Annotated in this window: 19 protein-coding genes; 14 read left to right on the top strand and 5 right to left on the bottom strand. The window is 58.9% G+C overall.

The features are described 5' to 3' along the window. Positions 1-11: 11 nt before the first annotated feature. The 9 genes from ACA052_RS15810 (at position 12) to ACA052_RS15850 (ending at position 10,951) form a co-directional block, all read left to right on the top strand. On the top strand, positions 12-3,107 hold the full coding sequence (locus ACA052_RS15810) for a multidrug efflux RND transporter permease subunit (protein ID WP_497645719.1): 3,096 nt from the start codon (positions 12-14) through the stop codon (positions 3,105-3,107). Positions 3,108-3,258: 151 nt separating this feature from the next. Then, entirely contained in the window at positions 3,259-3,900 is a 642-nt protein-coding gene (locus tag ACA052_RS15815; RefSeq protein WP_497645720.1) for a DUF1345 domain-containing protein, read from the top strand. Between the two features lie 76 nt (positions 3,901-3,976). After that, on the top strand, positions 3,977-4,816 hold the full coding sequence (locus ACA052_RS15820) for an AraC family transcriptional regulator (RefSeq protein WP_497645721.1): 840 nt from the start codon (positions 3,977-3,979) through the stop codon (positions 4,814-4,816). Between the two features lie 52 nt (positions 4,817-4,868). Beyond that, complete coding sequence (locus tag ACA052_RS15825; RefSeq protein WP_497645722.1) at positions 4,869-5,477, top strand: LysE family translocator; 609 nt, start codon at positions 4,869-4,871, stop codon at positions 5,475-5,477. A 122-nt stretch (positions 5,478-5,599) separates the two neighbouring features. Then, positions 5,600-6,625, top strand: a complete 1,026-nt coding sequence (locus ACA052_RS15830; RefSeq protein ID WP_497645723.1) for a LacI family DNA-binding transcriptional regulator — start codon at positions 5,600-5,602, stop codon at positions 6,623-6,625. Between the two features lie 164 nt (positions 6,626-6,789). Then, the gene (locus tag ACA052_RS15835; protein WP_497645724.1) at positions 6,790-7,572 is read left to right on the top strand and encodes a sugar phosphate isomerase/epimerase family protein; all 783 of its coding nucleotides are present in this window, start codon (positions 6,790-6,792) and stop codon (positions 7,570-7,572) included. After that, positions 7,565-8,551, top strand: coding sequence for a sugar kinase (locus tag ACA052_RS15840; RefSeq protein WP_497645725.1), 987 nt, complete (start codon positions 7,565-7,567; stop codon positions 8,549-8,551). The genes ACA052_RS15835 and ACA052_RS15840 overlap by 8 nt, the downstream gene beginning before the upstream one ends. Before the next feature lie 102 nt (positions 8,552-8,653). After that, positions 8,654-9,952 carry an MFS transporter gene (locus tag ACA052_RS15845; RefSeq protein WP_497645726.1) on the top strand — a complete coding sequence of 433 codons (1,299 nt, stop codon included), beginning with the start codon at positions 8,654-8,656 and terminating at the stop codon, positions 9,950-9,952. Between the two features lie 21 nt (positions 9,953-9,973). Further along, complete coding sequence (locus tag ACA052_RS15850) at positions 9,974-10,951, top strand: NAD(P)-dependent oxidoreductase (protein WP_497650335.1); 978 nt, start codon at positions 9,974-9,976, stop codon at positions 10,949-10,951. Between the two features lie 90 nt (positions 10,952-11,041). On the opposite strand, the gene ACA052_RS15855 is transcribed toward ACA052_RS15850, so the two are convergent. From ACA052_RS15855 to ACA052_RS15865, 3 genes are all read right to left on the bottom strand, one after another. Beyond that, positions 11,042-12,229, bottom strand: coding sequence for a pyridoxal phosphate-dependent aminotransferase (locus ACA052_RS15855; RefSeq protein WP_497645727.1), 1,188 nt, complete (start codon positions 12,227-12,229; stop codon positions 11,042-11,044). 349 nt (positions 12,230-12,578) lie between these two features. Beyond that, a complete protein-coding gene (locus ACA052_RS15860; protein WP_497645728.1) occupies positions 12,579-14,723 on the bottom strand; it encodes an autotransporter outer membrane beta-barrel domain-containing protein in 2,145 nt (714 codons plus the stop codon). 232 nt (positions 14,724-14,955) lie between these two features. Next, a complete protein-coding gene (locus ACA052_RS15865; RefSeq protein ID WP_497645729.1) occupies positions 14,956-16,947 on the bottom strand; it encodes a hypothetical protein in 1,992 nt (663 codons plus the stop codon). A 620-nt stretch (positions 16,948-17,567) separates the two neighbouring features. Here ACA052_RS15865 and ACA052_RS15870 point away from each other — a divergent pair. Beyond that, a complete protein-coding gene (locus ACA052_RS15870; protein ID WP_497645730.1) occupies positions 17,568-17,927 on the top strand; it encodes a DUF6124 family protein in 360 nt (119 codons plus the stop codon). A gap of 91 nt (positions 17,928-18,018) precedes the next feature. Here ACA052_RS15870 and ACA052_RS15875 read toward each other — a convergent pair whose 3' ends face one another. After that, entirely contained in the window at positions 18,019-19,155 is a 1,137-nt protein-coding gene (locus ACA052_RS15875) for a glycerate kinase (RefSeq protein ID WP_497645731.1), read from the bottom strand. 334 nt (positions 19,156-19,489) lie between these two features. Between ACA052_RS15875 and ACA052_RS15880 the strand changes: the two genes are divergently transcribed. The 4 genes from ACA052_RS15880 (at position 19,490) to rarD (ending at position 24,933) form a co-directional block, all read left to right on the top strand. After that, positions 19,490-21,673 carry a hypothetical protein gene (locus tag ACA052_RS15880; RefSeq protein WP_497645732.1) on the top strand — a complete coding sequence of 728 codons (2,184 nt, stop codon included), beginning with the start codon at positions 19,490-19,492 and terminating at the stop codon, positions 21,671-21,673. 7 nt (positions 21,674-21,680) lie between these two features. Beyond that, the gene (locus ACA052_RS15885) at positions 21,681-22,724 is read left to right on the top strand and encodes an NAD(P)/FAD-dependent oxidoreductase (RefSeq protein ID WP_497650336.1); all 1,044 of its coding nucleotides are present in this window, start codon (positions 21,681-21,683) and stop codon (positions 22,722-22,724) included. Positions 22,725-22,782: 58 nt separating this feature from the next. Further along, positions 22,783-23,796: an aldo/keto reductase gene (locus tag ACA052_RS15890; protein WP_497645733.1), complete on the top strand. Its 1,014-nt coding sequence runs from the start codon at positions 22,783-22,785 to the stop codon at positions 23,794-23,796. A gap of 255 nt (positions 23,797-24,051) precedes the next feature. Continuing rightward, positions 24,052-24,933 carry an EamA family transporter RarD gene (gene rarD, locus ACA052_RS15895; RefSeq protein ID WP_497645734.1) on the top strand — a complete coding sequence of 294 codons (882 nt, stop codon included), beginning with the start codon at positions 24,052-24,054 and terminating at the stop codon, positions 24,931-24,933. Between the two features lie 86 nt (positions 24,934-25,019). On the opposite strand, the gene hppD is transcribed toward rarD, so the two are convergent. Next, a complete protein-coding gene (gene hppD, locus ACA052_RS15900) occupies positions 25,020-26,096 on the bottom strand; it encodes a 4-hydroxyphenylpyruvate dioxygenase (RefSeq protein ID WP_497645735.1) in 1,077 nt (358 codons plus the stop codon). Between the last annotated feature and the right edge of the window lie 350 nt (positions 26,097-26,446).

Here is a 26,446-nt window from a genome sequence, read left to right on the forward strand (position 1 = left end):
GACGCTTTTTCATGCCGCAGTTCTTTATCGACCGCCCGGTGTTCGCCTGGGTGGTTGCCCTGTTCATCCTGCTGGCCGGCGCCCTGGCCATTCCGCAGTTGCCGGTGGCGCAGTACCCGAACGTTGCGCCGCCGAAAGTCGAAATCTACGCCGTGTACCCCGGTGCTTCAGCGCAGACCGTGGACGAAAGCGTGGTCAGCCTGATCGAGGAAGAACTCAACGGCGCCGACCACCTGCTGTATTTCGAATCCCAAAGCAGCCTTGGCAGTGCAACGATCACCGCAACGTTCCAGCCAGGCACCGATCCGGAAATGGCTCAGGTCGACGTGCAAAACCGTCTCAAGGTGGTGGAATCACGCTTGCCCCAGGCCGTGACGCAACAAGGCTTGCAGGTGGAGAAAGTCTCCGCGGGTTTCCTGCTGTTGATCACACTCACCTCCAGTGACGGCAAGCTCGACGACGTGGCGCTCAGCGATTACCTGGCACGTAACGTGATGAACGAGATCAAGCGTCTGGACGGTGTCGGCAAGGCGCAGTTGTACGGTGCCGAACGCGCCATGCGCATCTGGATCGACCCGCAGAAGCTGATCGGTTTCAACCTGACCCCGGCCGACGTCAACGCCGCCATCGTCGCGCAGAATGCTCAGGTTTCGGCCGGCAGCATTGGCGATTTACCGACGCGAACCACGCAGGAGATCACCGCGACCATTCTGGTCAAAGGTCAGTTGTCGACGCCGGAAGAGTTCGCCGACATCGTCCTGAAAGCCAATCCCGATGGCTCAACCGTGAGCATTGGCGACGTGGCACGCGTCGAGATCGGCAGCCAGGAATACCAGTTTTCCACCCGCCTGAATGGCAAGCCGTCCACCGCCGTCAGCGTGCAACTGGCACCGGCTGCCAATGCCTTGAGCACCGCGACACTGGTGCGGGCCAAGATGGATGAATTGGCGCGCTATTTCCCGGCCGGCGTCGAGTACAAGATCCCTTACGATACTTCGCCCTTCGTCAAAGTCTCGATCACCAAAGTGATTTATACCCTCGGCGAGGCGATGTTGCTGGTGTTCGCGGTGATGTTCCTGTTCCTGCAAAACATCCGCTACACATTGATCCCCACGCTGGTGGTACCGGTGGCGCTGATGGGCACCTTTGCGACGATGTTGGCGCTCGGGTTCTCGATCAACGTGCTGACCATGTTCGGCATGGTGTTGGCCATCGGCATCCTGGTGGACGACGCGATTGTGGTGGTGGAGAACGTCGAGCGGATCATGGCCACCGAGGGCCTGTCGCCCAAGGAAGCGACGCGCAAAGCGATGAAGCAGATCACCGGCGCGATCATCGGCATCACGCTGGTGTTGGTGGCGGTGTTTATTCCGATGGCGTTCATGCAGGGATCGGTCGGGGTGATTTACCGGCAGTTCTCGCTGTCGATGGCGACTTCGATTCTGTTCTCGGCGTTCCTGGCCCTGACCTTGACCCCGGCACTCTGCGCGACTTTGCTCAAGCCGATTGCCAAGGGTGAGCACCACGAGAAGACCGGGTTTTTCGGCTGGTTCAATCGCCGCTTCGAGCAGTTGACCGAGCGTTATCAAGGTTGGGTGGCCTATGCGTTGAAACGCAGCGGTCGCTATCTGCTGATCTACGGTGTGCTGCTGGTGGGACTGGGGGTGTGCTTCAGTCGTCTGCCCTCCTCTTTCCTGCCGGTTGAGGACCAGGGTTACACCATCACCGACATTCAGCTGCCACCCGGCGCGAGCAAGAACCGCACGGTGCAGGTGGTCGAGCAGATCGAAGCGCACAACGCCACCGAACCGGGCGTCGGCGACAGCACCGTCATTCTCGGTTTCAGCTTCTCTGGCAGCGGACAAAACGCAGCGCTGGCGTTTACCACGCTCAAGGACTGGTCTGAACGCGGCAGCGACGATTCGGCGACTTCGATTGCCGACCGCGCGAACATCGCGCTGAGCCAGATCAAGGACGCCGTAGCGTTCGCGGTCCTACCGCCGCCGGTGGACGGCCTCGGGACATCCAGCGGTTTCGAGTTCCGCTTGCAGGATCGTGGTGGCCTCGGGCATGCCACGCTGATGCAGGCGCGCAGCGAGTTGCTGGCGGCCGCCGAGAAGAGCCCGATCCTGATGAACGTGCGTGAAAGCGCCCTGGCTGAAGCACCGCAGGTGCAACTGATTGTCGACCGCAAGCAGGCCAACGCATTGGGCGTGTCGTTTGCCGACATCGGCAACGTGTTGTCGACTGCCGTCGGTTCAGCCTATATCAACGACTTTCCAAACCAGGGACGGATGCAGCGGGTAGTGGTTCAGGCTGAAGGTGATCAGCGCAGTCAGGTGGCCGATCTGCTGAAGATTCACGTGCGCAACAACAGCGGGAAAATGGTGCCATTGTCTGCCTTCGTTCAGGCCAAATGGACCCAGGGGCCGGCGCAGTTGACGCGTTACAACGGTTATCCGGCGGTGAGCATTTCCGGTGAACCGAAACCCGGCCACAGCACCGGTGAAGCCATGGCGGAAATCGAACGGCTGGTGGCCCAAGGCCCGACAGGACTGGGCCAGGAGTGGACGGGCCTTTCGTTGCAGGAACGATTGTCCGGCAGTCAGGCACCGATCGTGCTCGGCTTGTCTCTGTTGATCGTGTTCCTGTGCCTGGCGGCGCTGTACGAGAGCTGGTCGATCCCGACCTCGGTGTTGCTGGTGGTGCCGCTCGGCGTCCTCGGCGCAGTGCTGGCGGTGACCTTGCGCGGCATGCCGAATGACGTGTTCTTCAAGGTCGGACTGATCACCATCATCGGCCTGTCGGCGAAAAACGCGATCCTGATCATCGAATTTGCCAAGAGCCTGTACGACGAAGGCCACGACCTGATCGATGCCACGCTACAAGCCGCACGCCTTCGACTGCGACCGATTGTCATGACCTCGCTGGCGTTCATCCTCGGCGTGGTGCCGCTGGCGATTGCCACCGGCGCCAGCTCGGCGAGCCAGCAAGCCATCGGCACCGGAGTGATTGGCGGCATGATCACCGCGACCTTGGCCGTGGTGTTCGTGCCGGTGTTTTTTGTGGTGGTGATGAAACTCGTCCGCAAACGCCACAAAACCTGACACCGCCCCCCTGTAGGAGCTGCCGCAGGCTGCGATCTTTTGATCTTGTTTTTCAACAAAGCAAAATCAAAAGATCGCAGCCTTCGGCAGCTCCTACAAAAGCGCATTTACCTAAGCTATGGTGGAGACACTTCTGCTTCTGTGAGTTCCCATGCCTTTCCTCGCCCGCACCCACCCTCGTCTCTCCGCCGCCACGACGTTCGGTATCGCGGTAGGCATTTTGGCTCCGGCCGATTCGATCATCAGCAAAATCCTCATTGGCTGGAATGTCGGCGTCTGGACGTATCTGGTGCTGATGCTCTGGCTCACCGCGCGCGCCAAAGCGCCGGACGTGCGCCGGATTGCCGAAATCGAAGACGAAAACGCCGGGCTGGTGCTGTTCGTGGTGTGCATCGCGGCGATTGCCAGCCTGGCCACTATCACCTTCGAACTGGCGGGCAGCAAGGATCTGGAAACCAGCCGCAAGCTGCTGCATTACGGATTTACCGCGCTGACCGTGATCGGTTCATGGCTGCTGATCGGGGTAATCTTCAGCGTGCACTACGCTCGCCTGTTCTACACCTGGAACGGCAAAGACCTGGCGCTGCGCTTCGCTGAAGGGCTGGATACCCCCAACTACTGGGACTTCCTGTACTTCTCGTTCACCATCAGTGCGGCGGTGCAGACCTCGGATGTCGGCGTGGCCACACGGGGCATGCGCAAAATTGTGCTGGCGCAGTCGTTGATCGGGTTTCTGTTCAATACCGCGATTCTTGGATTTTCGATCAATATCGCGGCCGGACTGTTCAACTGATGGCTGCACAAACGTTCTAGGCGTTGCCCTTGGCGCGGGCGTTAAATAGATCGGCAATCCGTCTTACAGGTGCCGCATGACCACTCACAACTGGATCGACCTGGCCCTGGATGCCGACACCGGTATCGAAACGCTGCGCGCACATTTCGAGGGGCACGCCTACGACCCGCATTGGCATGACAGCTATCTGGTGGGTGTCACCGAACAAGGGGTCCAGCAGTTCAACTGTCGACGGGCGAAGCATCAGAGCACACCGGGCAAGGTGTTCCTGTTGGAGCCGGGCGACATCCACGACGGCGAGGCACCGACCGAGGACGGTTTCACCTATCGCATGCTGTACCTCGACCCGCAGTGGCTCAATGGTGAAGTCAGCGCGATGTTCGACAACGCTCCCGAGAACAGTCAATTGAGCTTCGCCAACACCTTGGCGACTGACCGTCGCCTGGCCCACGCCACCAGCCTGGCGTTTGAATCCCTGCATTGCGGCGAGCTGAAAATCGTCCGCCAGACCGCCCTCGACGGCTTGCTTGAACGGCTGACCCACCACCTGCATTGGCGCGCCCGTTATGGTGAAGATCCACGCCTGCCCTTGGTGGCGCAGAAGGCTCGCGAGTACCTGCATGCCAATACGCAACATGACATCGGTCTCGACCAACTGGCTGCTGCCACCGGCGTTGACCGCTTCCGTCTGACCCGCGCGTTCAAGGCCGCTTATGGCATGGCACCCCACGCGTACCTGGTGCAATTGCGCCTGGCCACTGCCCGACGCATGCTGGCCCGTGGCGAGCAACCGGCGAGCGTTGCAATGGCGTTGGGCTTTGCTGACCAAAGTCATCTAGGGCGCTGGTTCGTGCGGGCTTACGGCCTGACGCCGGCGCTGTACCTCAAGCGCTGCTCAAATCTTCCAGACAGGTAGACCCGGGATTGTGAAGATCAGGTTCAATGATCTTCACCGGAGTTAACCTGCGATGCTGTCCTCTTTCCCGACGTTGCTGCCCTTCCTGTTGTTTGCCTTCGTGGCGTCGATCACGCCCGGTCCGACCAATATTCTGGTGTTGAGCAACAGTGCTCGCTACGGATTAGCAGCGGCTGTGCCGATCATCTTCGGCGCGTGCGCGAGTGCGGCATTGATTGTCCTGCTGGTAGGCACTGGTGCCGGTTCGGCACTGATCGCTTTACCGTTGCTGCAAAGCGCGATGCAGTGGATCGGCGTGACGTGGCTGAGCTATCTGGCCTGGCAGATTTTCAGTGCCCCGGCCGAAGCCCTCGACGCTCGGGACACCCCATCCCGGCTCGGTATGGCAGGCGCTGCCAGTCTGCAATTGATCAACCCGAAAACCTGGATGATGGCGCTGGCCGTGGTCAGTGTGTTTGCCGGGGGCGGCGAACAACGGCTGGTGCATGTGGCGTACCTGTCGCTGGTGTTTTTCCTGATTTCCCTGCCGTGCCTTGGCGTCTGGGCGCTGCTCGGCGCAGGGTCTGTGCGGTGGTTGCGGTCGCCGCGAGCGATGCAACGTTTCAACCGCTGCATGGCCGTTTTGTTGCTGGTTTGCGCGTGGTCAAGTGTGTGGGTTTAACCGCCGCTGGTCGGCGTACGTCCTCACGGGGGCTTGACGAAGGATTGGGTTCTGGTGTCTTCTGAAACCGGTTTCAGCGCTAGGCGCTTGACCTTATAAATCCAATAAGAAGGTTTCAGCCCGTGAACGATTTCTCCGCCGCCCAGCGCAGCCGCGTGACCATGCTCGACGTGGCCGAACACGCCAAGGTCTCCAAGGCCAGCGTCTCGCGGTTCATCGGCGATGATCGCGCGCTGCTTTCCGACGCGATTGCCCAACGCATCGAACTGTCGATTGCCGAATTGGGCTACCGCCCAAACCAGATGGCCCGTGGCCTGAAACGCGGGCGTACCCGCCTGATCGGCATGCTGGTGGCCGATATCCGCAACCCGTATTCAATCGCCGTGATGCACGGGGTGGAAACCGCGTGCCGTCAGCACGGCTACAGCCTGGTGGTGTGCAACACCGACCGCGACGACGAGCAGGAACGCCAGCACCTGGCCCTGTTGCGCTCGTACAACATCGAAGGCCTGATCGTGAACACCCTCGGCCATCACCGTGACGAATTGCACGAACTGCACCGGGAAATGCCGATGGTGCTGGTGGACCGCAAGGTCGAACACCTCGACAGTGACTTGGTCGGGTTGGATAACCCGGCCGCGGTCGAGATGGCCCTCGCCCACCTTGAAGAACGCGGCTATCGCGATGTGCTGCTGGTCACCGAACCGTTTGACGGCACCAGTTCGCGGATCGAGCGGGTCAGCAGTTTCAAGGCGCAGATCGAGCAGCGTCCTGCGCTTAAAGGCACCCTCGTCGAAACCGGCAGTGACCTGAACGCGCACCTGAAAACCTTCCTCGATACGCCCGGCCCCGGCCCGAAAGCGCTGTTCTGTGCGAACGGGATCGCGGCGCTGGCCAGCACCCATGCGTTGCGTGAGTTGCAGTGCAAGCTGTTCGAGGATGTCGGGCTGATTGCCCTTGATGACCTGGATTGGTATCCGCTGGTGGGCAGCGGCATCACTGCCCTCGCCCAGCCGACGGCCGAGATTGGCGCGAGGGCGTTTGAGTGTTTGCTCAAGCGGTTGCGCGGGGATGTCGGGCCGGTGCGGACGCTGGATTTTTCGGCGCGGTTGATTGTGCGGGGGTCGACCCTTGGGGATTTTCGGTGATTGGTCTGGCCTCTTCGCCAGCAAGCCCGCTCCCACATTGGAACTGTGTTCACAAAACCAATGTGGGAGCGGGCTTGCTCGCGAAGAGGCCCTAAAGAGCCCCACACAACTCAATGCCTATTTTTTTGAACAAAAATGAAACCGGTTTCAGAGGTAGAACAACAATGCATAAACCACCCGTCTCCATCAGCCTCTCCAGCTACGGCGCCGACCTTGTGCGCCAACGCGGCCAAGGATCATTTATCGAAATACTCGCCGCCGCTGGCGCCACGCGCATTGAATGGCGCGAAGAATTGCTGACCAGCGAAGACCCCGCCCAACTGGCCGACGCCACCCAGGCCCAAGGCCTCGAAAGCGTGTATTCCGCACCGCTGGAATTGTGGCAGGCCGGCCAGTCGAAACCCAATCCTGAACTGATCACCGCGCTGCAACGCGCCCAGGCATTCGGCGCCAAATGGCTGAAGGTTTCCCTGGGCTATTTCACCGACACCTGCGACCTCCATTGCCTCAAGCAAATGCTGGGAAAAAGCGCGGTGAACCTGCTGGTGGAAAACGACCAGACCTTGCACGGTGGCCGCATCGAACCGTTCCAGCGTTTTTTCGCCGACGTCGAGCAACACCACCTGCCGATCCAGATGACCTTCGACATCGGCAACTGGCACTGGCAGGACCAGTCCGCCGCCAGCGCCGCGCGCCTGCTGGGTCGCCACGTCGGCTATGTGCACTGCAAAGCGGTGACTCGCCGCGCTGATGGCAAGCTGGTCGCCGTCCCGCCCGCCGCCAGCGACTTGCATCTGTGGGAACAACTGCTACGGCACATGGCCCAAGGCGTAATGCGGGCGGCGGAATATCCGTTGCAAGGCGACGACCTGGTTCAGCTCACCACCGAACATGTCGCCGCCCTCGCCCGCCTCGGTCAATCCCGGTTGGAGAGTGCTCATGTCTGAGATCGATATCCTGTCGTTCGGTGAAACCATGGCAATGTTTGTCGCCGAGCACAGTGGCGACCTGGCCAACGTTGGTCACTTCCATAAACGTATTGCGGGGGCCGACAGCAACGTCGCCATCGGTTTGTCGCGGCTGGGGTTCAACGTGGCGTGGTTGAGCCGTGTCGGCGCTGATTCCCTGGGGCGCTTCGTGATCGACACCCTGGAAAAGGAAGGTCTGGACTGCAGCCACGTCGCCATCGACAGCGCACACCCGACCGGATTTCAACTCAAATCCCGTGCCGACGACGGCAGCGATCCGGTGGTCGAGTATTTCCGCCGTGGGTCAGCGGCCAGTCATTTGTCGGTGCAATCGATTGCCCTGCCATTGCTCAAGGCCCGGCACTTGCACGCCACGGGTATTCCGCCGGCGCTGTCCGCCACTGCGCGGGAAATGTCTTTCGAATTGATGACCCGCATGCGCGACGCCGGGCGCAGCGTGTCGTTCGACCCGAACCTGCGCCCGAGCCTGTGGGCCAGCGAGCAGCAGATGATCAGCGAGATCAACCGCCTAGCCGCGCTCGCGCACTGGGTGTTGCCGGGACTGAGTGAAGGTCGCTTGCTGACCGGGTTCGAAGATCCGGCCGACATCGCCGCGTTTTATCTCGATCAGGGGGCCGAAGCCGTGGCGATCAAGCTTGGCCCGCACGGGGCTTACTACCGAACTCATCTGGATCAAGGATTTGTGGCGGGTGTGCCCGTGGAAACGGTGGTCGACACGGTTGGCGCCGGCGATGGTTTTGCCGTCGGCATGATCAGCGCGCTCCTGGAAAACCACAGCTTTGCCAACGCCGTGAAACGGGCCAACTGGATTGGCAGCCGGGCGGTGCAGAGTCGGGGGGATATGGAGGGGTTGCCCACTCGGGCGCAAATGTCCGTCGAACTTGAGGCCGCTTTCGCGAGCAAGCCCGCTCCCACAGGGGATTTGTGTTGCACATAGAGCCAATGTGGGAGCGGGCTTGCTCGCGAAAAGGCCCACACAGTCACTGAAGATCTAACCGTTACCTGCTGCGACAAAAACAACAAGCTCAGGAGCACCACCATGAAAACCGCAACACTTGCCGCCCGCCGCTGGTGGTACATCATGCCCATCGTGTTCATCACCTACAGCCTGGCGTATCTGGACCGCGCCAACTACGGCTTCGCCGCCGCCTCGGGCATGGCCGCCGACCTGATGATCACGCCCGGCCTGTCGTCGATGCTCGGCGCGCTGTTCTTCCTCGGCTACTTTTTCTTCCAGGTACCGGGCGCGATCTACGCGCAGAAACACAGCGTGAAAAAACTGATTTTCGTCAGCCTGATCCTCTGGGGCGGCCTGGCGACGTTGACCGGTATCGTCTCCAATGCCTACTGGCTGATCGTCATCCGCTTCATGCTCGGCGTGGTCGAAGCCGCGGTGATGCCGGCGATGCTGATCTACCTGTGCCACTGGTTCACCCGTGCCGAACGCTCCCGCGCCAACACCTTCCTGATCCTCGGCAACCCGGTGACGATGCTGTGGATGTCGGTGGTCTCGGGTTATCTGGTGCAGCATTTCAGCTGGCGCTGGATGTTCATCGTCGAAGGCTTGCCGGCGGTGCTCTGGGCCTTTATCTGGTGGCGTCTGGCGGATGAACGCCCAGCCCAGGCCACGTGGCTCAGCGACCAGGAAAAGCAGGATCTGGAAAGCGCCCTGGCCGCCGAACAGGTCGGCATCAAAGCGGTGAAGAATTACGCCGAAGCCTTCCGCTCGCCCAAAGTCATCCTTCTGGCCTTGCAGTTTTTCTGCTGGAGCATCGGCGTCTATGGCTTCGTGCTGTGGCTGCCGTCGATCCTCAAGGCTGGCGCACAGATGGACATGATCGAGGCGGGTTGGCTGTCGGCGCTGCCGTATCTGGCGGCTGTGATCGGCATGCTGCTGGTGTCCTGGGGCTCGGACAAACTGCAGAAGCGTAAACGCTTCGTTTGGCCGCCGCTGCTGATCGCCTCCATTGCGTTCTACGGTTCCTACACGCTGGGCGCCGAACATTTCTGGTGGTCGTACACGCTGCTGGTGATTGCCGGTGCCTGCATGTATGCGCCGTACGGCCCGTTCTTCGCGATCATTCCGGAGATCCTCCCGGCCAACGTGGCAGGTGGTGCCATGGCGTTGATCAACAGCATGGGCGCGCTCGGTTCGTTTGGCGGTTCCTACCTGGTCGGCTACCTGAACAGCTCAACCGGATCACCCGGTGCGTCGTACCTGTTGATGAGCGGCGCGTTGATGCTCTCGGTGGTGCTGACGATGCTCCTCAAGCCCGGCGCCAGTGACCGGGAGCGTGCCACCGTTGCGCTAACCCGCCATACCACTGCCCACCCATGAATCGCTGTTGAGATGACTCAGATGAAAAAGCAGGTCGTGCTGTACAAGAAACTCTCGCCGTTGCTGATGGCTCGCCTGCATGAGCAGGCCGAGGTCACGCTGATCGACAACCTCAACCCAGAGGGTCTGGCGCAACTGCGCGACGCCCTGCCCCGCGCTCACGGGTTGCTCGGTGCCAGTCTGAAACTGGATGCGGCGTTGCTCGATCTGGCGCCAAACCTGCAGGCCATCGCCAGCGTCTCAGTGGGCGTCGACAACTACGACATCGACTACCTGACCGAGCGCCGTATCCTGCTCAGCAACACGCCGGACGTGCTCACCGAGACCACTGCCGACACCGGGTTTGCGCTGATCCTGGCAACCGCGCGGCGCGTGGTGGAACTGGCAAACATGGTTCGCGCCGGCCAGTGGAATCGCAACATCGGCCCCGCGCATTTCGGCAGCGATGTGCACGGCAAGACGCTGGGCATCATCGGCATGGGTCGCATCGGAGAGGCGTTGGCCCAGCGCGGACATTTCGGTTTCGGCATGCCAGTGATCTATCACAGCCACTCGCCGAAGCCGGCGGTGGAGCAACGATTCAATGCGCAATACCGCAACTTGCCGGAGCTGTTGCAGCAGGCCGATTTCGTTTGCCTGACCTTGCCGTTGACCGCTGAAACCGAAGGCCTGATCGGCGCCGATCAGTTTGCACAGATGCGCCCCGAGACCATTTTCATCAACATTTCCCGGGGTAAGGTGGTGGAAGAAGCGGCGCTGATTGAGGCATTGCGCGCGGGACAGATTCGCGCGGCGGGGCTGGATGTGTTTGAGCGTGAGCCGTTGAACCTTGATTCGCCGTTGTTGCAGTTGAACAACGTGGTGGCGACGCCGCACATGGGCTCGGCGACTCATGAGACGCGGGAGGCGATGGCGCGGTGTGCGGTGGAGAATTTGTTGGCGGCACTGGCTGGGAAGCGGCCGGCCAATTTGGTGAACCCAGTGGTTTGGAAGGGCTGAAGATCAAAAGATCGCAGCCTGCGGCAGCTCCTACAGGGTACACATTCCAATGTAGGAGCTGCCGCAGGCTGCGATCTTTTGCTTTGGCGATCAAGCCCGCCGCGCGACCAGCAACTCCGTCGCACACAACGCAATGCGCCGGCACGCATCGGCGAGTTTGCGCTGATCCACCACCAAACCAATGCGAATATGCCCCGCCGCGCTCGGCCCGAACGCCTCACCGGCCAGCACCGATACGCCATAACCTTCCAGCAGCCGCTCGGCGAAGTGCTGGGCAGACAGCCCGGTCTGGCGCACATCGGCCATGACGAACATCCCGCCATCCGGCCGAATGGCGCGGATGCCCGGACATTGGTTGAGGCTCGCGCACACCATATCGCGGCGTTGGCGATACTCCTCGCGCATCAGCGCCACTTCCGGCAAGTCTTCATCCACCGCCAATTGCGCAGCGTTTTGAATAAAGTCGGGAATGCCAAACAGCATGCACAACGATAAATTCACCAAATGCTCGGCCATGGGTTTCGGCCCGATGACCCAGCCCACCCGCCAACCGCTCATGGCGTGGGATTTCGACAGGCTATTGATGGTCGCTGTGCGTTCGGCCATGCCCGGCAGACTCGCCGGGCTGATGTGTTCACCCTCATACAGCAATTCGCTGTAGACTTCGTCGCTGATCAGCCACAGGTCATGACGAATACACAGCGATGCCAGTTCCTGCCAGACCATCAGCGGCAAACTGGCGCCGGAAGGATTGTTTGGACTGTTGAGCAAAATGGCGCGCGTCTTCGGCGTAATCAGTGCCGCCACATCCGCCGGGGCGACCCGAAAACCGTTCTCCGGGCGCACCGCCACCGGCACCACTTTCGCTGCGCAAGCGCCGATCACACCTTCATAGGTCACGTACATCGGCTCGGCGACGATCACTTCATCGCCCGGATCGAGCAGGCACTGCACCACCGAATACACCGCGCATTGCGCGCCGGGAAAAATGATCACGTGGTCGGCATCCACCACCTGACCACTGCGTTGCCGATGGCGGCGGGCGATGCTGTCGCGCAGCCCCCGGCTGCCGCGTACTTCCGGATAGTGTGTATCGCCGGCCAGCAGGCTGTCGATCGCCGCCTGAACAATGGGTTTAGGGGTATCGAAGTCCGGATCGCCGATCGACAGCAACAACACGTCGACACCCTGCTCGCGCAGCTCCAGCGCTCGATCATGAATTTGCCAGGCCGCCGCTCCGTCTCCGGCAATGCGTTGGGTCAAGGCTGAATAGCGCATGTGGTTCTCCTGTCGCGCGGGTTCCAAGCCACAACCCTATCTCAAATCGCGTAGCGCGCCAGCGCGGCTTGCAAATCGACGGACGGACCACCCCATAAATTATTGGGAGACGACACGTCTCAGGCGCCCTACCGATCAAAATTGGACCCACCTCTTTTGCGTCCATTAACCGTAAAAAATCAATCGAATCAGAAAATTAGCGTTCGAACTGTAGGACGAATAAAGCCAGAGAAGTCTCCTACAAAAACAGCGTCATGTTTTGCTTGATACGCACGCCACAAACAGTCAGGCGTTAAAGTCAAAAAAATCGGCGGAGGAAGGCCCTCCCCCTTATCAGCTTTCGGTGTGATCACCAGCTGTAGCGAGCACCGAAGTTGAAACCCCACGGCTGTTCGATCTTGTCGCCGTTGCTGTAATCAATGTCAGCGTGCAGCGAAACCTTGTCGGTCAGGGTCATCGCGATCCCGGCACCCAACTCGCCACGGGAGCCCGACAGGTCGTTGTTAAACACATTGTTGTTAACTTCGACTTCATTGTTCTTGGCGAACTCATGCACATAAGCGGCGCGAACATACGGCTGCACGACCTTGCCCTCACCCAGATTGAAGTTGCGCCCCGCGGTGGCGCCCAGTTTGCCGAGCAATGAGCGGGTACGATCACCGTCCGCCGCCAGCCCGTTGTCCAGTTCATAACTCTGGCCCTGGATCACGACACCCGACAATTGCGTGTACGGCTCGACAAAGTAGTCATCGGCCAGCTTGATGTGCCGCCCGAACTCCAGAGACGCACCGACACCTTTGTTGTTGTAGCGGCCCTTGGTTTTGCTGCCGTCACTGAGATGTACATCGGACTCGTTCTCGAAATGGTTGAGTTTCAGCACGCCATCAAAGTAGTAGCCGCTCGGTTCATCCAGCCAGGTTGTGTAGGCACCGACGTAGTAACTGTCGACCGTACCGCTGGTGCCGTGGCTCAAGTTGAGATCGGACTTGCTGTAACCGCCCAGCAACCCCCCCAGCCACTGGCCGTCACCGACCGGCAACGGTGCATCGGCACCGAACGACAGGCCTTGCTGGGTTTGCTGGTAGTCAACACCGGAACCGGTACTGACATCAAACTTGTTACCGTAGGCGCGAATCCAGCCACCGGCCTTGCCGCCGTCCAGCCGCAACTCACCCATGCGACTACGCAGCGTCGTGAGTTCGCCATACCAGACAGTGGGTGCCGTATTGAACAACGCCAGTATCGACTGCGTGCCAGGGCTGATCACTCGCGATGCGGTGTTCAAAAACCAGTCGTTATTGCCCTGCTGGATCAGGTCATAGGAGTACGTGCCCAGGTCCACCGGACCGCCGAGCAATGAAAACTTCGCGTCGCCGTCAGCGATGTGGATGACCGGCAGGGAGGTGGCAGCCACCGGCTCGAAACCACTGGCATCAATCCTGACGTCGTGATTGCCCGTGGCGGTACCGGTAACGGTGAGGGTATCGACCTGACCGAAATTGGTGTGCATGTAAAACGTACCGCCGCTGCCCGACAGATTGCCCACCGACAACTTGAAGAATTCACCGGGGTTGCCGAACTGCACGCCACCACCATTGAGTGCCAGGTTGGCGACGCTGCCGTCACCGACCATCACCCAGCGGGCATCGCTGTTGACGGTCAGTTGGCTGACGTTTTCCAGCCGGCCGGTCAGGGTCGATTGATTTTGCAGGGTGATATTGGCCGTGGCACCGGAGCCCGCAACAACGTCACCCACCAGGTGGCTGTTGTCGACCTTCATGTTGGCAGTCGAGACGCCATCGACTTGCAGGATGCGCCCGTTGCCACCCACCAGGGTGGAACCGTTATTGACTTCGATGGTGGCCAGAATCGGCGCCAGGCCAAAGTCGTTGACGACAATCGCCGAGCCGGTTTGGCCCTGCACCAGGGTACTGTCCAATACCAGACGGCTGGGCGCGCCGGCATCGCCGGGTACAAAACGCACCCCTTGGGCGCCGCCGCGGATCGTGCTGGCCCTTGCAGAAACGGTGCCAGTGGAAAGCTGAATACCCGTCCCGACGGTACTGCTGCCAGTGACCACGGTTCGTGTCAGGGTCAGATCACCCAGGCTCCCGACCTCAATGCCGGTAGTGCCCCCCGTGATGGCGCTGCCCGTAACCGTAGCCTTGGAACCCACAGGCGAGGCGGCGAGAGAGCCCATTGACAGGCCGACTCTGGCACCGGTGACGGTGCTGCCGTTGATAGTTGCGTCGCTATTGACCAACTCGACACCGATGGTGCTGGCAACCGAAGTCACCGTCGAACCGTTCAGGGTCAAGGAGGAGTTTGATTCAACCCGGATGTCGTTGGTCGTCGCACCGGTGGCCGTCAGGCTCGCCTGATTTCGCAGCAGGTATTGATCGGGAGCAACGCTGCCGTCGATCGCCAGCGTTTCCGCATCAACAATTTTTGCCCACGAGTGCGTGCTGGCCAGCAACAAGGGCAGGAGCGTCATCCACTTTAGAGTGGCCGCAAGAGGATGTAAGGCAAAGATTCGTTTATCGTTCATCTAGCACCGCAAGAAGTCGTTGAACTGGAATTCGTCAGGGCTGATGGTTTTGCCCTACGTACCGCGGCGACAAATTACTCAGACCGCCAGGACGTGTCTGTAGGACTTATCCTGCGTATCAACACATTCAAAGACAGGCAGGAGGGAGTCGCCCTCCTGCTGCTGTTGTTGCATGACTTCAAGGTCTAGGGATAACGCAGTGGTCGTTACCCGGGCCGCCGTCAGATTCAAATACGGCAACGATTACGCTGACCGGGTCTGATGACACATCTGTGCCGCGAACGTCGAGGGTGTACTTCACAGTGCCCTTCCCACCACTAATGGCGGGTCTATAGGTAGGTTTCAGACATTTAACGTAGGGAACAAACCAGTCCATACCGTTCGCTTCCTGTGCCTCAGAAACGGTCACAGTCTCCTCGTGGTCGGTGCCGGATATTTCCGTAGTGCCGTCGTATTCGTAGGTCTGCCATTCCAACTTCACATCTACGTCTTCTTTCAGGAAAGTCGATGCAGGAATATGTACGAAGATCCCCCATTCGCCTCCCACAGCCTTCAGCTTCAGGCTGTTGCAATTGGCAATCCCATTTGGAAAATCTGCCACAGGAAATACCGGTTCAGGGAGATCGACGATTTCAACGAGCACATCGATGGTGGTGGGACGTGATTCCTGCGGGTTGGCGAAGCCCGTGCGCGTCAGGGTGTAATGCATCGGCAAGTCATCCATCACCGGAGTGAGTGCGATATCGGCCCACAGTATGTCGATGACGATGACCTCGTTTGCCGCCTCGGTACCGTCAACAACATAAGGGTTAGAAGCCGAAGTAACGCGAACGCCATTGTAGTAAAGCGTCACGGTGTCGCCGACTTCGGGGTCATCAAACAACTCGATAGACGCGGTGGCATCTTCGCCGATATCGTCCAGCGTCAATTCGGTACTGCTGCCTTCGGAACTCTCGAAGGCAATTAAATTCAGGCTTGGATTGATCGGGTCGGGATCCGGGTTAACCGGCCCGGGGATCGCGAAGTCCGTATTGACCGTGATGGCGCTGAGCGCAGGAAAGGGGTAATCGCCCCTGAGTATCGTGTAGTCCACATCGACAGGTTGCACATGTGTGAGTGAGTTGAAGTCGTACTCGTTTGACATATGCGACCAAGGCACCGTGATCATCAAAGGAAACGGCTTGTGCGCGCCAACAGAAGTCCGGGCGAGTTCCTTCGTCCCCCACTTCACGACGATGCCATCATCGTCGCAACATCCTGTGTACGACTCGATATGTACCCTGGTTGGAACGACCGCATCCGCCCGATCAATCACCCCATCGGCGGCCAAAGGGACTGTGCAGGACTGCAATGCACTGGGCAGTGTTCCCAGTGCAACCTGCACCGTTGCCGGTAACGACAATTCACTACGGATACCCGCCTTGTCTACCAGGATGGCCACGGCGTATTGGGTTATCGAACCATAGTTCGTGACAATATTTTTATCTATCAGCACCTCGCGGGTTGGACCGAGCAACTTCGAATAAACGATAAACTGAGTAATATCTTCCGTCGGCAACGGCACTCTATTCAGCCAGGCGACATGAACCCATACATCAGCCCTCTTCGCCTCAATAAAATCCGGGATCACGCATTTGACCCCACCATCATCGGTTAGAACTTTATCGGTGATCACGGGCTTTGCAACGATATCGATCATCGCGTGTTCTGCATCCACCCATTTCGGCCCGGTTCTGTCGATGGTCACTGAGGCCGCTGGAGAGTCTCTTTCAGAGGCGCCATTCCAGTTCTTTACACGATAACGAAATTGAAACGTGCCTTCATAGTTATTGAAAATATCCAGAGGGATCGCCTTTTTTAGAGGAAAGGCTGAATCAGGCAGCCCGTCAGGCCCGGGGATATCTTCTGGCGCGCCGACACGCACCCACTCGGGTGAACTTGAAAGCAGGCACTCCATCGTCAACACGTTTACCAGCCCTGCAGCAGGAGGCCGGTCATCCCACAATGGAATTTCGACGTCCAACGGAGCGTTAATCTTGGTTGAGTGGATCAAACCGTCGCTATCAAGAGCGGCCACGATTTTGGGGACCTTTAGATCGGCGGTAAAGAATTGCTCACGGTAATTGGCCCGCACCTGCTCAGCCGTCAATTTTTCGTATGCGCTTGCCATGTTTAATCTCTCCAAATCCGTTTTAGTTCGGTCATCAGCAGGCTCATGACCTTCAAAACTTTTCTGGCAGTTCAACGCATGGCTCAACTACTGCGCAGCGCCCTGTCGTTCTGCCCGGTCCCACGACCTGGGCGAATTGAGCGCCGGTTTTTTAAAACGCGATACTGTCAAAGTTGACAGGTACCCCCGGATTGCCTGTGCGGTGGGGACGAGGTTGTGCAGGGTCGAACGCGCTCTACAACAGGGTTGGCGCGCTCATTAAACATCTCCGCCGAGCGCTTGTTTAAAAGCGCGTCAGATTACTTCATGCAAGCTACAAGACCTTGCGCCGTTGCCTACGCGTACGCCAGAATTCGCCGGCTTGTGCGCCTAGGGGTCTACCGGTAACTTGATTCGTGTCACTGCTCATCAGTGATCGGGTTTAGTCGCCCGTGGTTTCACGAAGCGCATTTGCGTCCAGACAGTCAGGTCATTTCATGCCTGCTCTTTATGGTAGCTGTGCGCAGGGCGCCTTCGGGCGCGCCGGTTTCGTGTCTCCCCGGTCGACTAACCTGCGTACAGCTGCCACCCTCTCGTTTAGTCGCAAGTGGGTGATGGCTCCACATTTTGGAGACAGAAATATGATTAAACCTTCACCCAACCCGCCGGACACCGATCCGGTTTCCCCATACGAACCCGATTCAAATAAACTCAACGAGGCCGCCGAACGGGCCCTTGATTACCACTTCCCCTCGACTGCCGATATCAAAGCGAAGCCGCGTACGCCCAGCACGTTGTTTACCGTGGACCCCGAGGTCACGACCGAAACCCTGATGGTGTATCTGGTCGAAACACTGGCCTCGGTCGATGTAATGGTCCATCAGTTGGTCGATCATCTGGAGGGCGGAGACCGCAATGCCCTGCTCGGCATTTCCAACAGCATCATGTTGGCGGAGATCACGGCGAACCGGGTGCTGGATCAGATTGATCCGCGTGAGTAGGGGTTTGTAGAAGATCAAAAGATCGCAGCCTTCGGCAGCTCCTACAGGGGATCGCGTGTAGGAGCTGCCGAAGGCTGCGATCTTTTGCTTTTTATCGGGCAGCCATTTGCCAAACGCGAGCGATGTCAGTCGCCCGCTCACGCAACAAGCGCGGCGCCTCGGCACACGCCTGTTCCAGCGTCATCGGCCCGCTCGCCAGGGCAAACGCGGCATCGATGCCATGGGCATACAGTCGCTGATAACCCTCGCCCAGCGTGCCGGCGATGACGATGACGGGTACGCCGTGTTCGCGAGCGATGCGCGCCACGCCAAACGGTGTCTTGCCGCGCAGGGTTTGTGCATCGAATCGCCCTTCGCCGGTGATCACCAGATCGGCATTTTTGACCGCTTCGGCCAGCCCCACCAGCTCGGCAACCACCTCAACCCCGGCCTTGAATTGCGCCCCCAGAAACGCCTTGGCGGCAAACCCCAGGCCGCCTGCTGCACCGCTGCCCGGTTCGTCTCTCGCGTCTTTTTTCAACACCTGCGCGCAGTGATCGGCAAAGTGTCCGAGAGCGCGATCCAGTTGCTCGACCTGCTCTGGCGAGGCACCTTTTTGCGGACCGAAAATCGCCGAGGCGCCGTGAGGGCCACACAGCGGATTGTCGACGTCGGCGGCGATGTCGAAACGCACGTCGGCCAGGCGCGGGTCGATGTCGTGCAAATCGATGCGCGCCAGTTGCGCCAGTGCGAGTCCGCCCGGTGCCAGCGTCTGGCCTTGTGCATCCAGCAGTTTCACGCCCAAGGCTTGCATCGCCCCGGCGCCGCCGTCATTGGTGGCGCTGCCGCCAATCGCCAGGATCACCCGCTGCGCCCCGGCATCGAGGGCCGCGCCAATCAGTTCACCGGTGCCGAATGTGCTGCTGATGCAGGCGTCACGCTGACCGACAGGCACCAACTGCAAACCACTGGCTTCAGCCATTTCGATGATCGCGGTGTGGCTGTCGGGCAACCAGCCCCAGGTGGCATGGACCGATGAACCCAGTGGCCCGCGAACCTCGGCGCGACGCAGTTCACCCCCGCAGGCCGCCAGTATCGACGCGACGGTCCCTTCCCCGCCATCAGCCATCGGGCACTTGATCAGCTGCGCATCGGGCCAGACTTCCGCCCATCCGAGGGCAATGGCATCGGCCACACCTTGAGCGCTGAGACTGTCCTTGAACGAATCGGGGGCGATGACGATTTTCATGCGAATTCTCCAGTTCCAAAGCCCTCATGCTGCCAGCAGGCCCGAACAATAACGCCGGTCCGCTGCACAAGCGCTCATGAGGATTATTGTTCATTTCCACGAAACCGGCCTTTACCCTGTAGGAGCTGCCGAAGGCTGCGATCTTTTGACCTTGATCTTAAAAAGCAAGAACAAAAGATCGCAGCCTTCGGCAGCACCTACGGATCTTGTGGGTTCACTTTTCTGATCTAAGCTGATTCATTACGTCACAAAGATGTATCGGATCGGCTCTTTTACCTACCTGTAAGTCAGCCCCGAGTTTGTGTAAATCAATACACGGCACGCGGGGAACAACATGACTTTGATCAAATCCGTTGAGCACGTATGTGAACGGCTGGCAGCAGACAGTGATTGGCACACGCTGCTGCTACGGCACGGGCTCGATATCAAGGCTCGTCCTTTAGAGACGGAATTAAATAAACCATTGTCGGTGGATCGAACCCTTAAAGGCTTCGAGGATTTCTCTTTAAGCGGGCAACGGGGCATTGAAGCCAGAAATCCGTCCCGCAGTCTTTTGTACCATGCCCTCGCGTCTCCCAATGTGGTGACCGCCCCGAATGGCACGGCCTTGCGGCTTTACCCGAGCGCGGCCGAAATAGAAACGGTTTTAAATTATGTGTATGGCGCACGGCCGCCGTCTCTAGGCGATCTCCAACAGCAGGCCGGTGAAGGAACGACACTGGCCATTGTGGTGTTTGCCACTGAATACCGGCCGAGACCGGGCACGGTTCATCGAAAACATGCCGATCTGTGTTTCTCCCGCACAGGTATAGCGCGCGTCGGTACTGCACCGGCAAATTACGACCCGGCGCGGCGTGGTTTTTTGCCATGGATCGAAACGGACCCGCAAGCGATCTGCGTGACGCCGGCACGTTATTGCCCTTATATCGCGATGCAGAAAAAAGGCGATGCCTGTGCATTTGGGCCGCAACCTTTTCAAGCCAACGACAGTGAACAGGATTTCTGGGTTCCCTTGCATAAACTGTTTGAGGGCCCTGAATGCATTGCCGGGCTGGAGTTGAAGCTGGACATGACGTGTTATCAAATCAACGAAAAACTCCGCCAGTTTCACCTCAGGTTTCCCGAACCCGCCTGGCAGGAACCGGTCATTTCCGGACCACCGTTTGTCATCACCGATGATCTTGTTGAATGGGCAAACGAAGAGGAATACGGCAAAGGCTTGTTAACCCCGGTGCCCAAGGCTCGACTGGTGGAAGAAGCCACTTATGACGGTAAAAAGGTATTTTTTTCGATCCCGCCCAACCCGGGTTTTCGCGGCTATATCATTAATCGACGTTACAAACAGCTTGAAGACGGATCAGTCCATGACCTGAATACAGAACCAGAGGTGGTGCGGATCGTTACAGAGGGCAACTACAGAGCCTTGCACTTTATCGACTTTACCGCCGAAGGTTGGGTTCGCGCGCATTGCCCACAACTCGAGACTGCAGTGGTGAACAATGCGGTAGCTTATTCGCTGGTTGCCGCCCCGGACTTTTACCCTCTCTACACTCAGCGCCAGTTACTTGAGTGGAGCGGCCCGATATTCAGCACGCCTTTTTTCGGACAAACCCTCAGGGTTCTGGCAGACACACGCGCCGCCGGCAACGCCGATTTATCGGGTAATCACTTCCAGAGGGAAGATAAAGGCATCACGGCCATCGTCTCGCATGTTTTGGACAACGCAGAACAGGCGGGTGCCGGTGAAGTTGCCCCTGCGCAACGTCAGACCTGGTTATCCGACGCCGCAGCAGGCTCACTCAGCCCTGGCTGGGAGATCAGTGGCCCTGAGGGTGGCGGGCCGCGTCCCGAATCGTTGTGCGCCTATGAGCTGGGCAGCCCCTTTACTGAAGATGTGCGGATTTGCGCTTCCATAGGCGGCTATTGGCCCGCCGTTTCACCGGACACCTCAAGGACCTTCGAACCCGCTACCAGCCGGATCCCGATCATTCCGTTGACCAATGAGGAAAGCGGCCAGACAAACGCATCGTCATGGGACGGCGTCCGCGGCCCGCAACCGATAGAGGTTGGCGACGGTAAACAGGTCGTGGAATACACGGCGTTCGAACACACCGACTATACAAAAAACGCCCTCGCCGGCCTGCTCTCAGTGCACCACCTTGCACAAACAACAGCCGATGATTATCAGGCTCGAATAGTGTCCCTAAACCACGCTTTCAGGTCATTAGGCGCCACTGACCGGGTGAAAAAAGCGGCGTGGTCCGTGCTCACTTTCAGGAAAGTCACACGCTCCGACGCCGACCTGGAACGGGCCGAGTCAGCGACAGGGACTGTTTTGCAAGCGCCTGTTCATTGCTATCAAATCTATAGAAATGACATCGAGAACACGACGACACCGGCCGACGATTTCACCAAGCGTCATGCGCAAATACTTGAAATGGTTGACCTGTTTGTCAGTCCCACGTCACTGCTGATCAAGCACGATCAGGGCTCATGGCAGGCACAAGACATTGAGTAGGCATGATGTGGTCATCATTGGGGCCGGCCCTGCCGGCAGCGCCGCCGCCATTCTTTGCGCGCAACATGGATTACAGGTGGCGCTGCTTGAACAATCAGCCTTTTGCCGGGATCGACCCGGTGAAACCCTGCCTCCAGGAATCGAACCTTTACTGCAGCAACTGGGTGTAGCCGATGAGGTATTGCGAGGGGATTTTGTTCGACATACCGGCAACTGGGTGCAATGGGGGACTGGGCGTCACTTCAACGCTTTCGGGGGGGATCCCCGCGACCCATGGCGAGGTTTTCAAATCCCCCGGCGCACCTTGGACAACCTTTTACTGAGTAAAGCCCAAGCCTGCGGTGTATCCGTTGTGCGGCCTTGCCACGCCAAAAAGGTCATCCTGCAAGAAAACACCGTGATTGGCGTAGATACAGACGACGGTGCTTTCCAGTGTTCACGCCTCATCGATGCAAGCGGCGCCAATGGATGGCTCGCTCGGCAACTGGCACTGCAACGTCCGGCTTTTTCACCGCGACTGCTTGCGATGTATGGCTATGCAAGCGGCCAATCTGCGGTGTGTGATGACGCGCCCAACATCATCGCGGATAAAGATGGCTGGTGCTGGATCGCAAAAATAGGCACCGAGTCGTACACCTGGACCCGTTTGAACTTCGACAGTGAACAGGCGAGGAGAATGCAACCGCCGTCACTGTTCAAGCACCTGCATGAGTGCTCTAAAGCACGGGGGGCGGATGTGACATGGCGAGTCTGTCACCAATGCGCCGGGGCCGGTTATTTCATAGCCGGCGACGCGGCTTCTGTGCTTGATCCTGGAACCTCTCATGGCGTCCTCAAGGCAATTATGTCCGGGATGATGGCCGCTCATGCCGTCGTCAACAGCCTTGATCATCCGATCCACCAACACACGATCCAAAGTCAGTACCGTCAATGGCTGAACAGCTGGTTTGTGCGTGACATGGGTAAAATGCGCGAGTTCTATGCCTCGCATCCAGTGCCACCCGAATGGCTTGCTGCCCTCCCCGTTAACGCTGCCGATAATTCATTTTGATACACACGACGTTTCTGGTATTTGATTGAGCCTTTCCCACTGGTAAAAGGATTTCGTCATGAGCTACCGCACGTTGGGTCATTCGGGTTTGCAGGTTTCGACGTTGACCCTCGGCACCATGATGTTCGGCGAACAGACCAGCACCGAGGATTCCCTGCGGATCATCGACAAGGCCTGGGACCAGGGCATCAATTTCATCGACACCGCGGACGTCTACACCAACGGCCGCTCCGAAGAAATCGTCGGCGAAGCGATCGCCGGCAACCGCCACGAATGGGTGCTCGCCACCAAGGTCGGTTTCGGCCCGGTGGACGGCTTGCCGAACCGCAGCGGTCTCAGCCGCAAGCACATCTTCAACGGCATCGACGCCAGCCTGACGCGCCTCGGCACTGACTATGTCGACATTTATTACCTTCACCGCGAAGACCACAACACCCCACTGGAGGTCACGGTGTCGGCCATTGGCGACCTGATTCGCCAGGGCAAAATCCGCTATTGGGGGATGTCGAACTACCGTGGCTGGCGCATCGCCGAGGTGATTCGCGTGGCTGACAAGCTGGGCGTCGACCGACCTGTCATCAGTCAACCGCTGTACAACATCGTCAACCGTCAGGCTGAAACCGAGCAGATCACCGCCGCGCACAGCTATGGCCTCGGCGTGGTGCCTTACAGTCCGCTGGCGCGTGGTGTGCTCAGCGGCAAGTACGCGCCGGATGTGAAGCCCGATGCCAACAGCCGCGCCGGGCGCGCAGACAAACGCATTCTGGAAACCGAATGGCGCGTCGAGTCCCTGCGCATCGCCCAGAAAATCCAGCAGTACACCCAGGAGCGTGGCGTCGGCATCGTCGAGTTCGCAATTGCCTGGGTGCTGAACAACGGCGCCGTGACGTCGGCCATCGTCGGGCCGCGTACCGAAGAGCAGTGGGATGCCTACACTAAGGCTCAGGTGGTGCGGATCACGGCGGAGGATGAGGCGTTTATCGATTCGCTGGTGACGCCGGGGCATGCGTCGACGCCGGGGTTCAATGATGTGAGTCACTTCGTGTCGGGACGTAAACCGCGTACGGCTTGAAATCTTTCGCGAGCAAGCCCGCTCCCACAGGGGTTGTGTGTCGATTCGATGACTATGCTTCGACTCAGATCCCATTGTGGGAGCCGGCTTGCTCGCGAAGGCGGTTTGCCAGCCAATATCAATGTCGACTGACACACCGCTTTCGCGAGCAGGCTCGCTCCCACATTAATGGGTTGTTGATCGAACGGACAATATTCGACTGTAAAACCACGTATCCTCCGCACCCCGTTTCACGTTCAACTTCGCGAGGACAGTTTGTCTAAAGGTATCGCTCTATCGGTCACAGCCTCGGTGCTGTTTGCCGTCATGTATTACTACACGTCGTTGCTCAACCCATTAAGCGGCGTGGAGATTTTCGGCTGGCGGATGCTGCTCACTGTCCCATGCATGACGGTGTTCATGGTGGTGTCAGCCGAGTGGAAGCGTGTGGTCGAGATTGTCCGGCGCGTCCGCGTCAATCCGAAATTGATTGCCGCCCTGATCGCCTCGTCCGCCCTGCTCGCCGTGCAACTCTGGCTGTTCATGTGGGCGCCGCTCAACGGCTACAGCCTCGAGGTATCGCTGGGGTATTTCCTGCTGCCGCTGACCATGGTCCTCACCGGGCGTATCGCCTATGGCGAACGCCTCTCCTACCTGCAAAAGGTCGCGGTGGTTTTCGCCTGCCTGGGCGTGATCAATGAGGTGTATCAGGTCGGTGGTTTTTCCTGGGCAACGTTGCTGGTGTGCATTGGCTACCCGACTTACTTCGTCGTGCGCAAACGTCTGGCGACCGACAACCTCGGTGGCTTATGGCTGGACATGGCATTGACGCTGCCGGTGGCGTTCTGGTTTGTCCAGAGTGGCGAACAAGGCTTCAGTGTGTTCGATCAGCACCCGTGGTTGTCGCTGCTGATCCCGATACTCGGCGTGATCAGTGCGTCGGCGCTGGTGGTCTACATCATCGCCAGTCGCTTGCTGCCGTTCAGCCTGTTCGGGCTGTTGAGCTATGTCGAGCCGGTGCTGTTGCTCGGCGTTGCACTGTTGCTCGGGGAAAGTATCAAGGCCGGTGAATGGCTGACGTACATTCCGATCTGGATGGCGGTGCTGGTGTTGATGTTTGAAGGGTTCAAGCATCTGGTGCGCCAGCGGCGTCCTTAAAAGCAAAAGATCGCAGCCTGCGGCAGCTCCTACATGGGATGTCTGTAGGAGCTGCCGCAGGCTGCGATCTTTTGATCTAAAACGGTTTAGTCGGTGGACAGCACACCACGCCGAACCTGGTCGCGCTCGATGGATTCGAACAGCGCCTTGAAGTTACCTTCGCCGAAGCCATCGTCGCCCTTACGCTGGATGAACTCGAAGAACACCGGGCCCATCAGGGTTTCAGAGAAGATCTGCAACAGCAGGCGCTTGTCGCCCGACTCGGACGAACCGTCCAGCAGAATGCCTCGCGCTTGCAACTGATCCACCGGCTCGCCGTGGTTCGGCAAACGGCCTTCGAGCATTTCGTAGTAGGTCTCCGGCGGCGCGGTCATGAAGCGCATGCCGATTTTTTTCAGGCGATCCCAGGTGTCCAGCAGGTTATCGCTGAGGAAGGCCACATGCTGAATGCCCTCGCCATTGAACTGCATCAGGAACTCTTCGATCTGCCCGGCACCTTTGGACGATTCTTCGTTCAGCGGGATGCGGATCATGCCATCCGGTGCGGTCATGGCCTTGGAGGTCAGGCCGGTGTATTCGCCCTTGATGTCGAAGTAACGGATTTCACGGAAGTTGAACAGCTTCTCGTAGAAGTTCGCCCAGTAGGCCATGCGACCGCGATACACGTTGTGAGTCAGGTGGTCGATGATCTTCAGGCCCGCGCCTTCCGGGTTACGGTCAACGCCTTCGATGAACACGAAATCGATGTCGTAGATCGAGCTGCCTTCGCCAAAACGGTCGATCAGGTACAGCGGCGCGCCGCCGATGCCTTTGATCGCCGGCAGGTTCAGTTCCATCGGGCCGGTCTCGATATGAATCGGCTGGGCGCCAAGTTCGAGGGCACGGGCAAACGCCTGCTGGGCGTTCTTGACGCGGAACGCCATGCCGCACACCGATGGGCCGTGCTCGGCGGCGAAGTACGACGCCACGCTGTTGGGTTCGTTGTTGAGGATCAGGTTGATCTGGCCCTGACGATACAGGTGCACGTCTTTGGAACGGTGGGTCGCGACCTTGGTGAAGCCCATGATCTCGAAGATCGGCTCCAGCGTGTTCGGGGTTGGCGAAGCGAATTCAATGAATTCGAAGCCCATCAGGCCCATCGGGTTTTCGTATAAATCTGCCATTTTGGCGCCTCATCATGCTTTTAGAATTAACAGCTGAAATTAACAAATGTTAGTTGCTAGCAATGCTGAGACCGGCGGGTGGCGCGCAGGAGATGCCCCGCACGCTGCGGGCGAGGAAGTCACCGTAGATCAATTGAAACCCAAAACTCTTCATTGTCGACCCAAGGCTCTTGCGGGCGAGGCTTCTGCTGCCAGAAGACGTTTATTATTGTATGCGTAACCGGATTCTACACAGCGTAAATCTATTTGTCCGCCTTCTGTATCAAATCCCCTTTTCCGCTGGTCGCGCAAGGGGTTTGTTTACACGCTGAATTTACCGCTGAGCGGCATAAATCCCATGCGCCATCTAT

The organism is Pseudomonas sp. LBUM1644 (assembly GCF_059716195.1).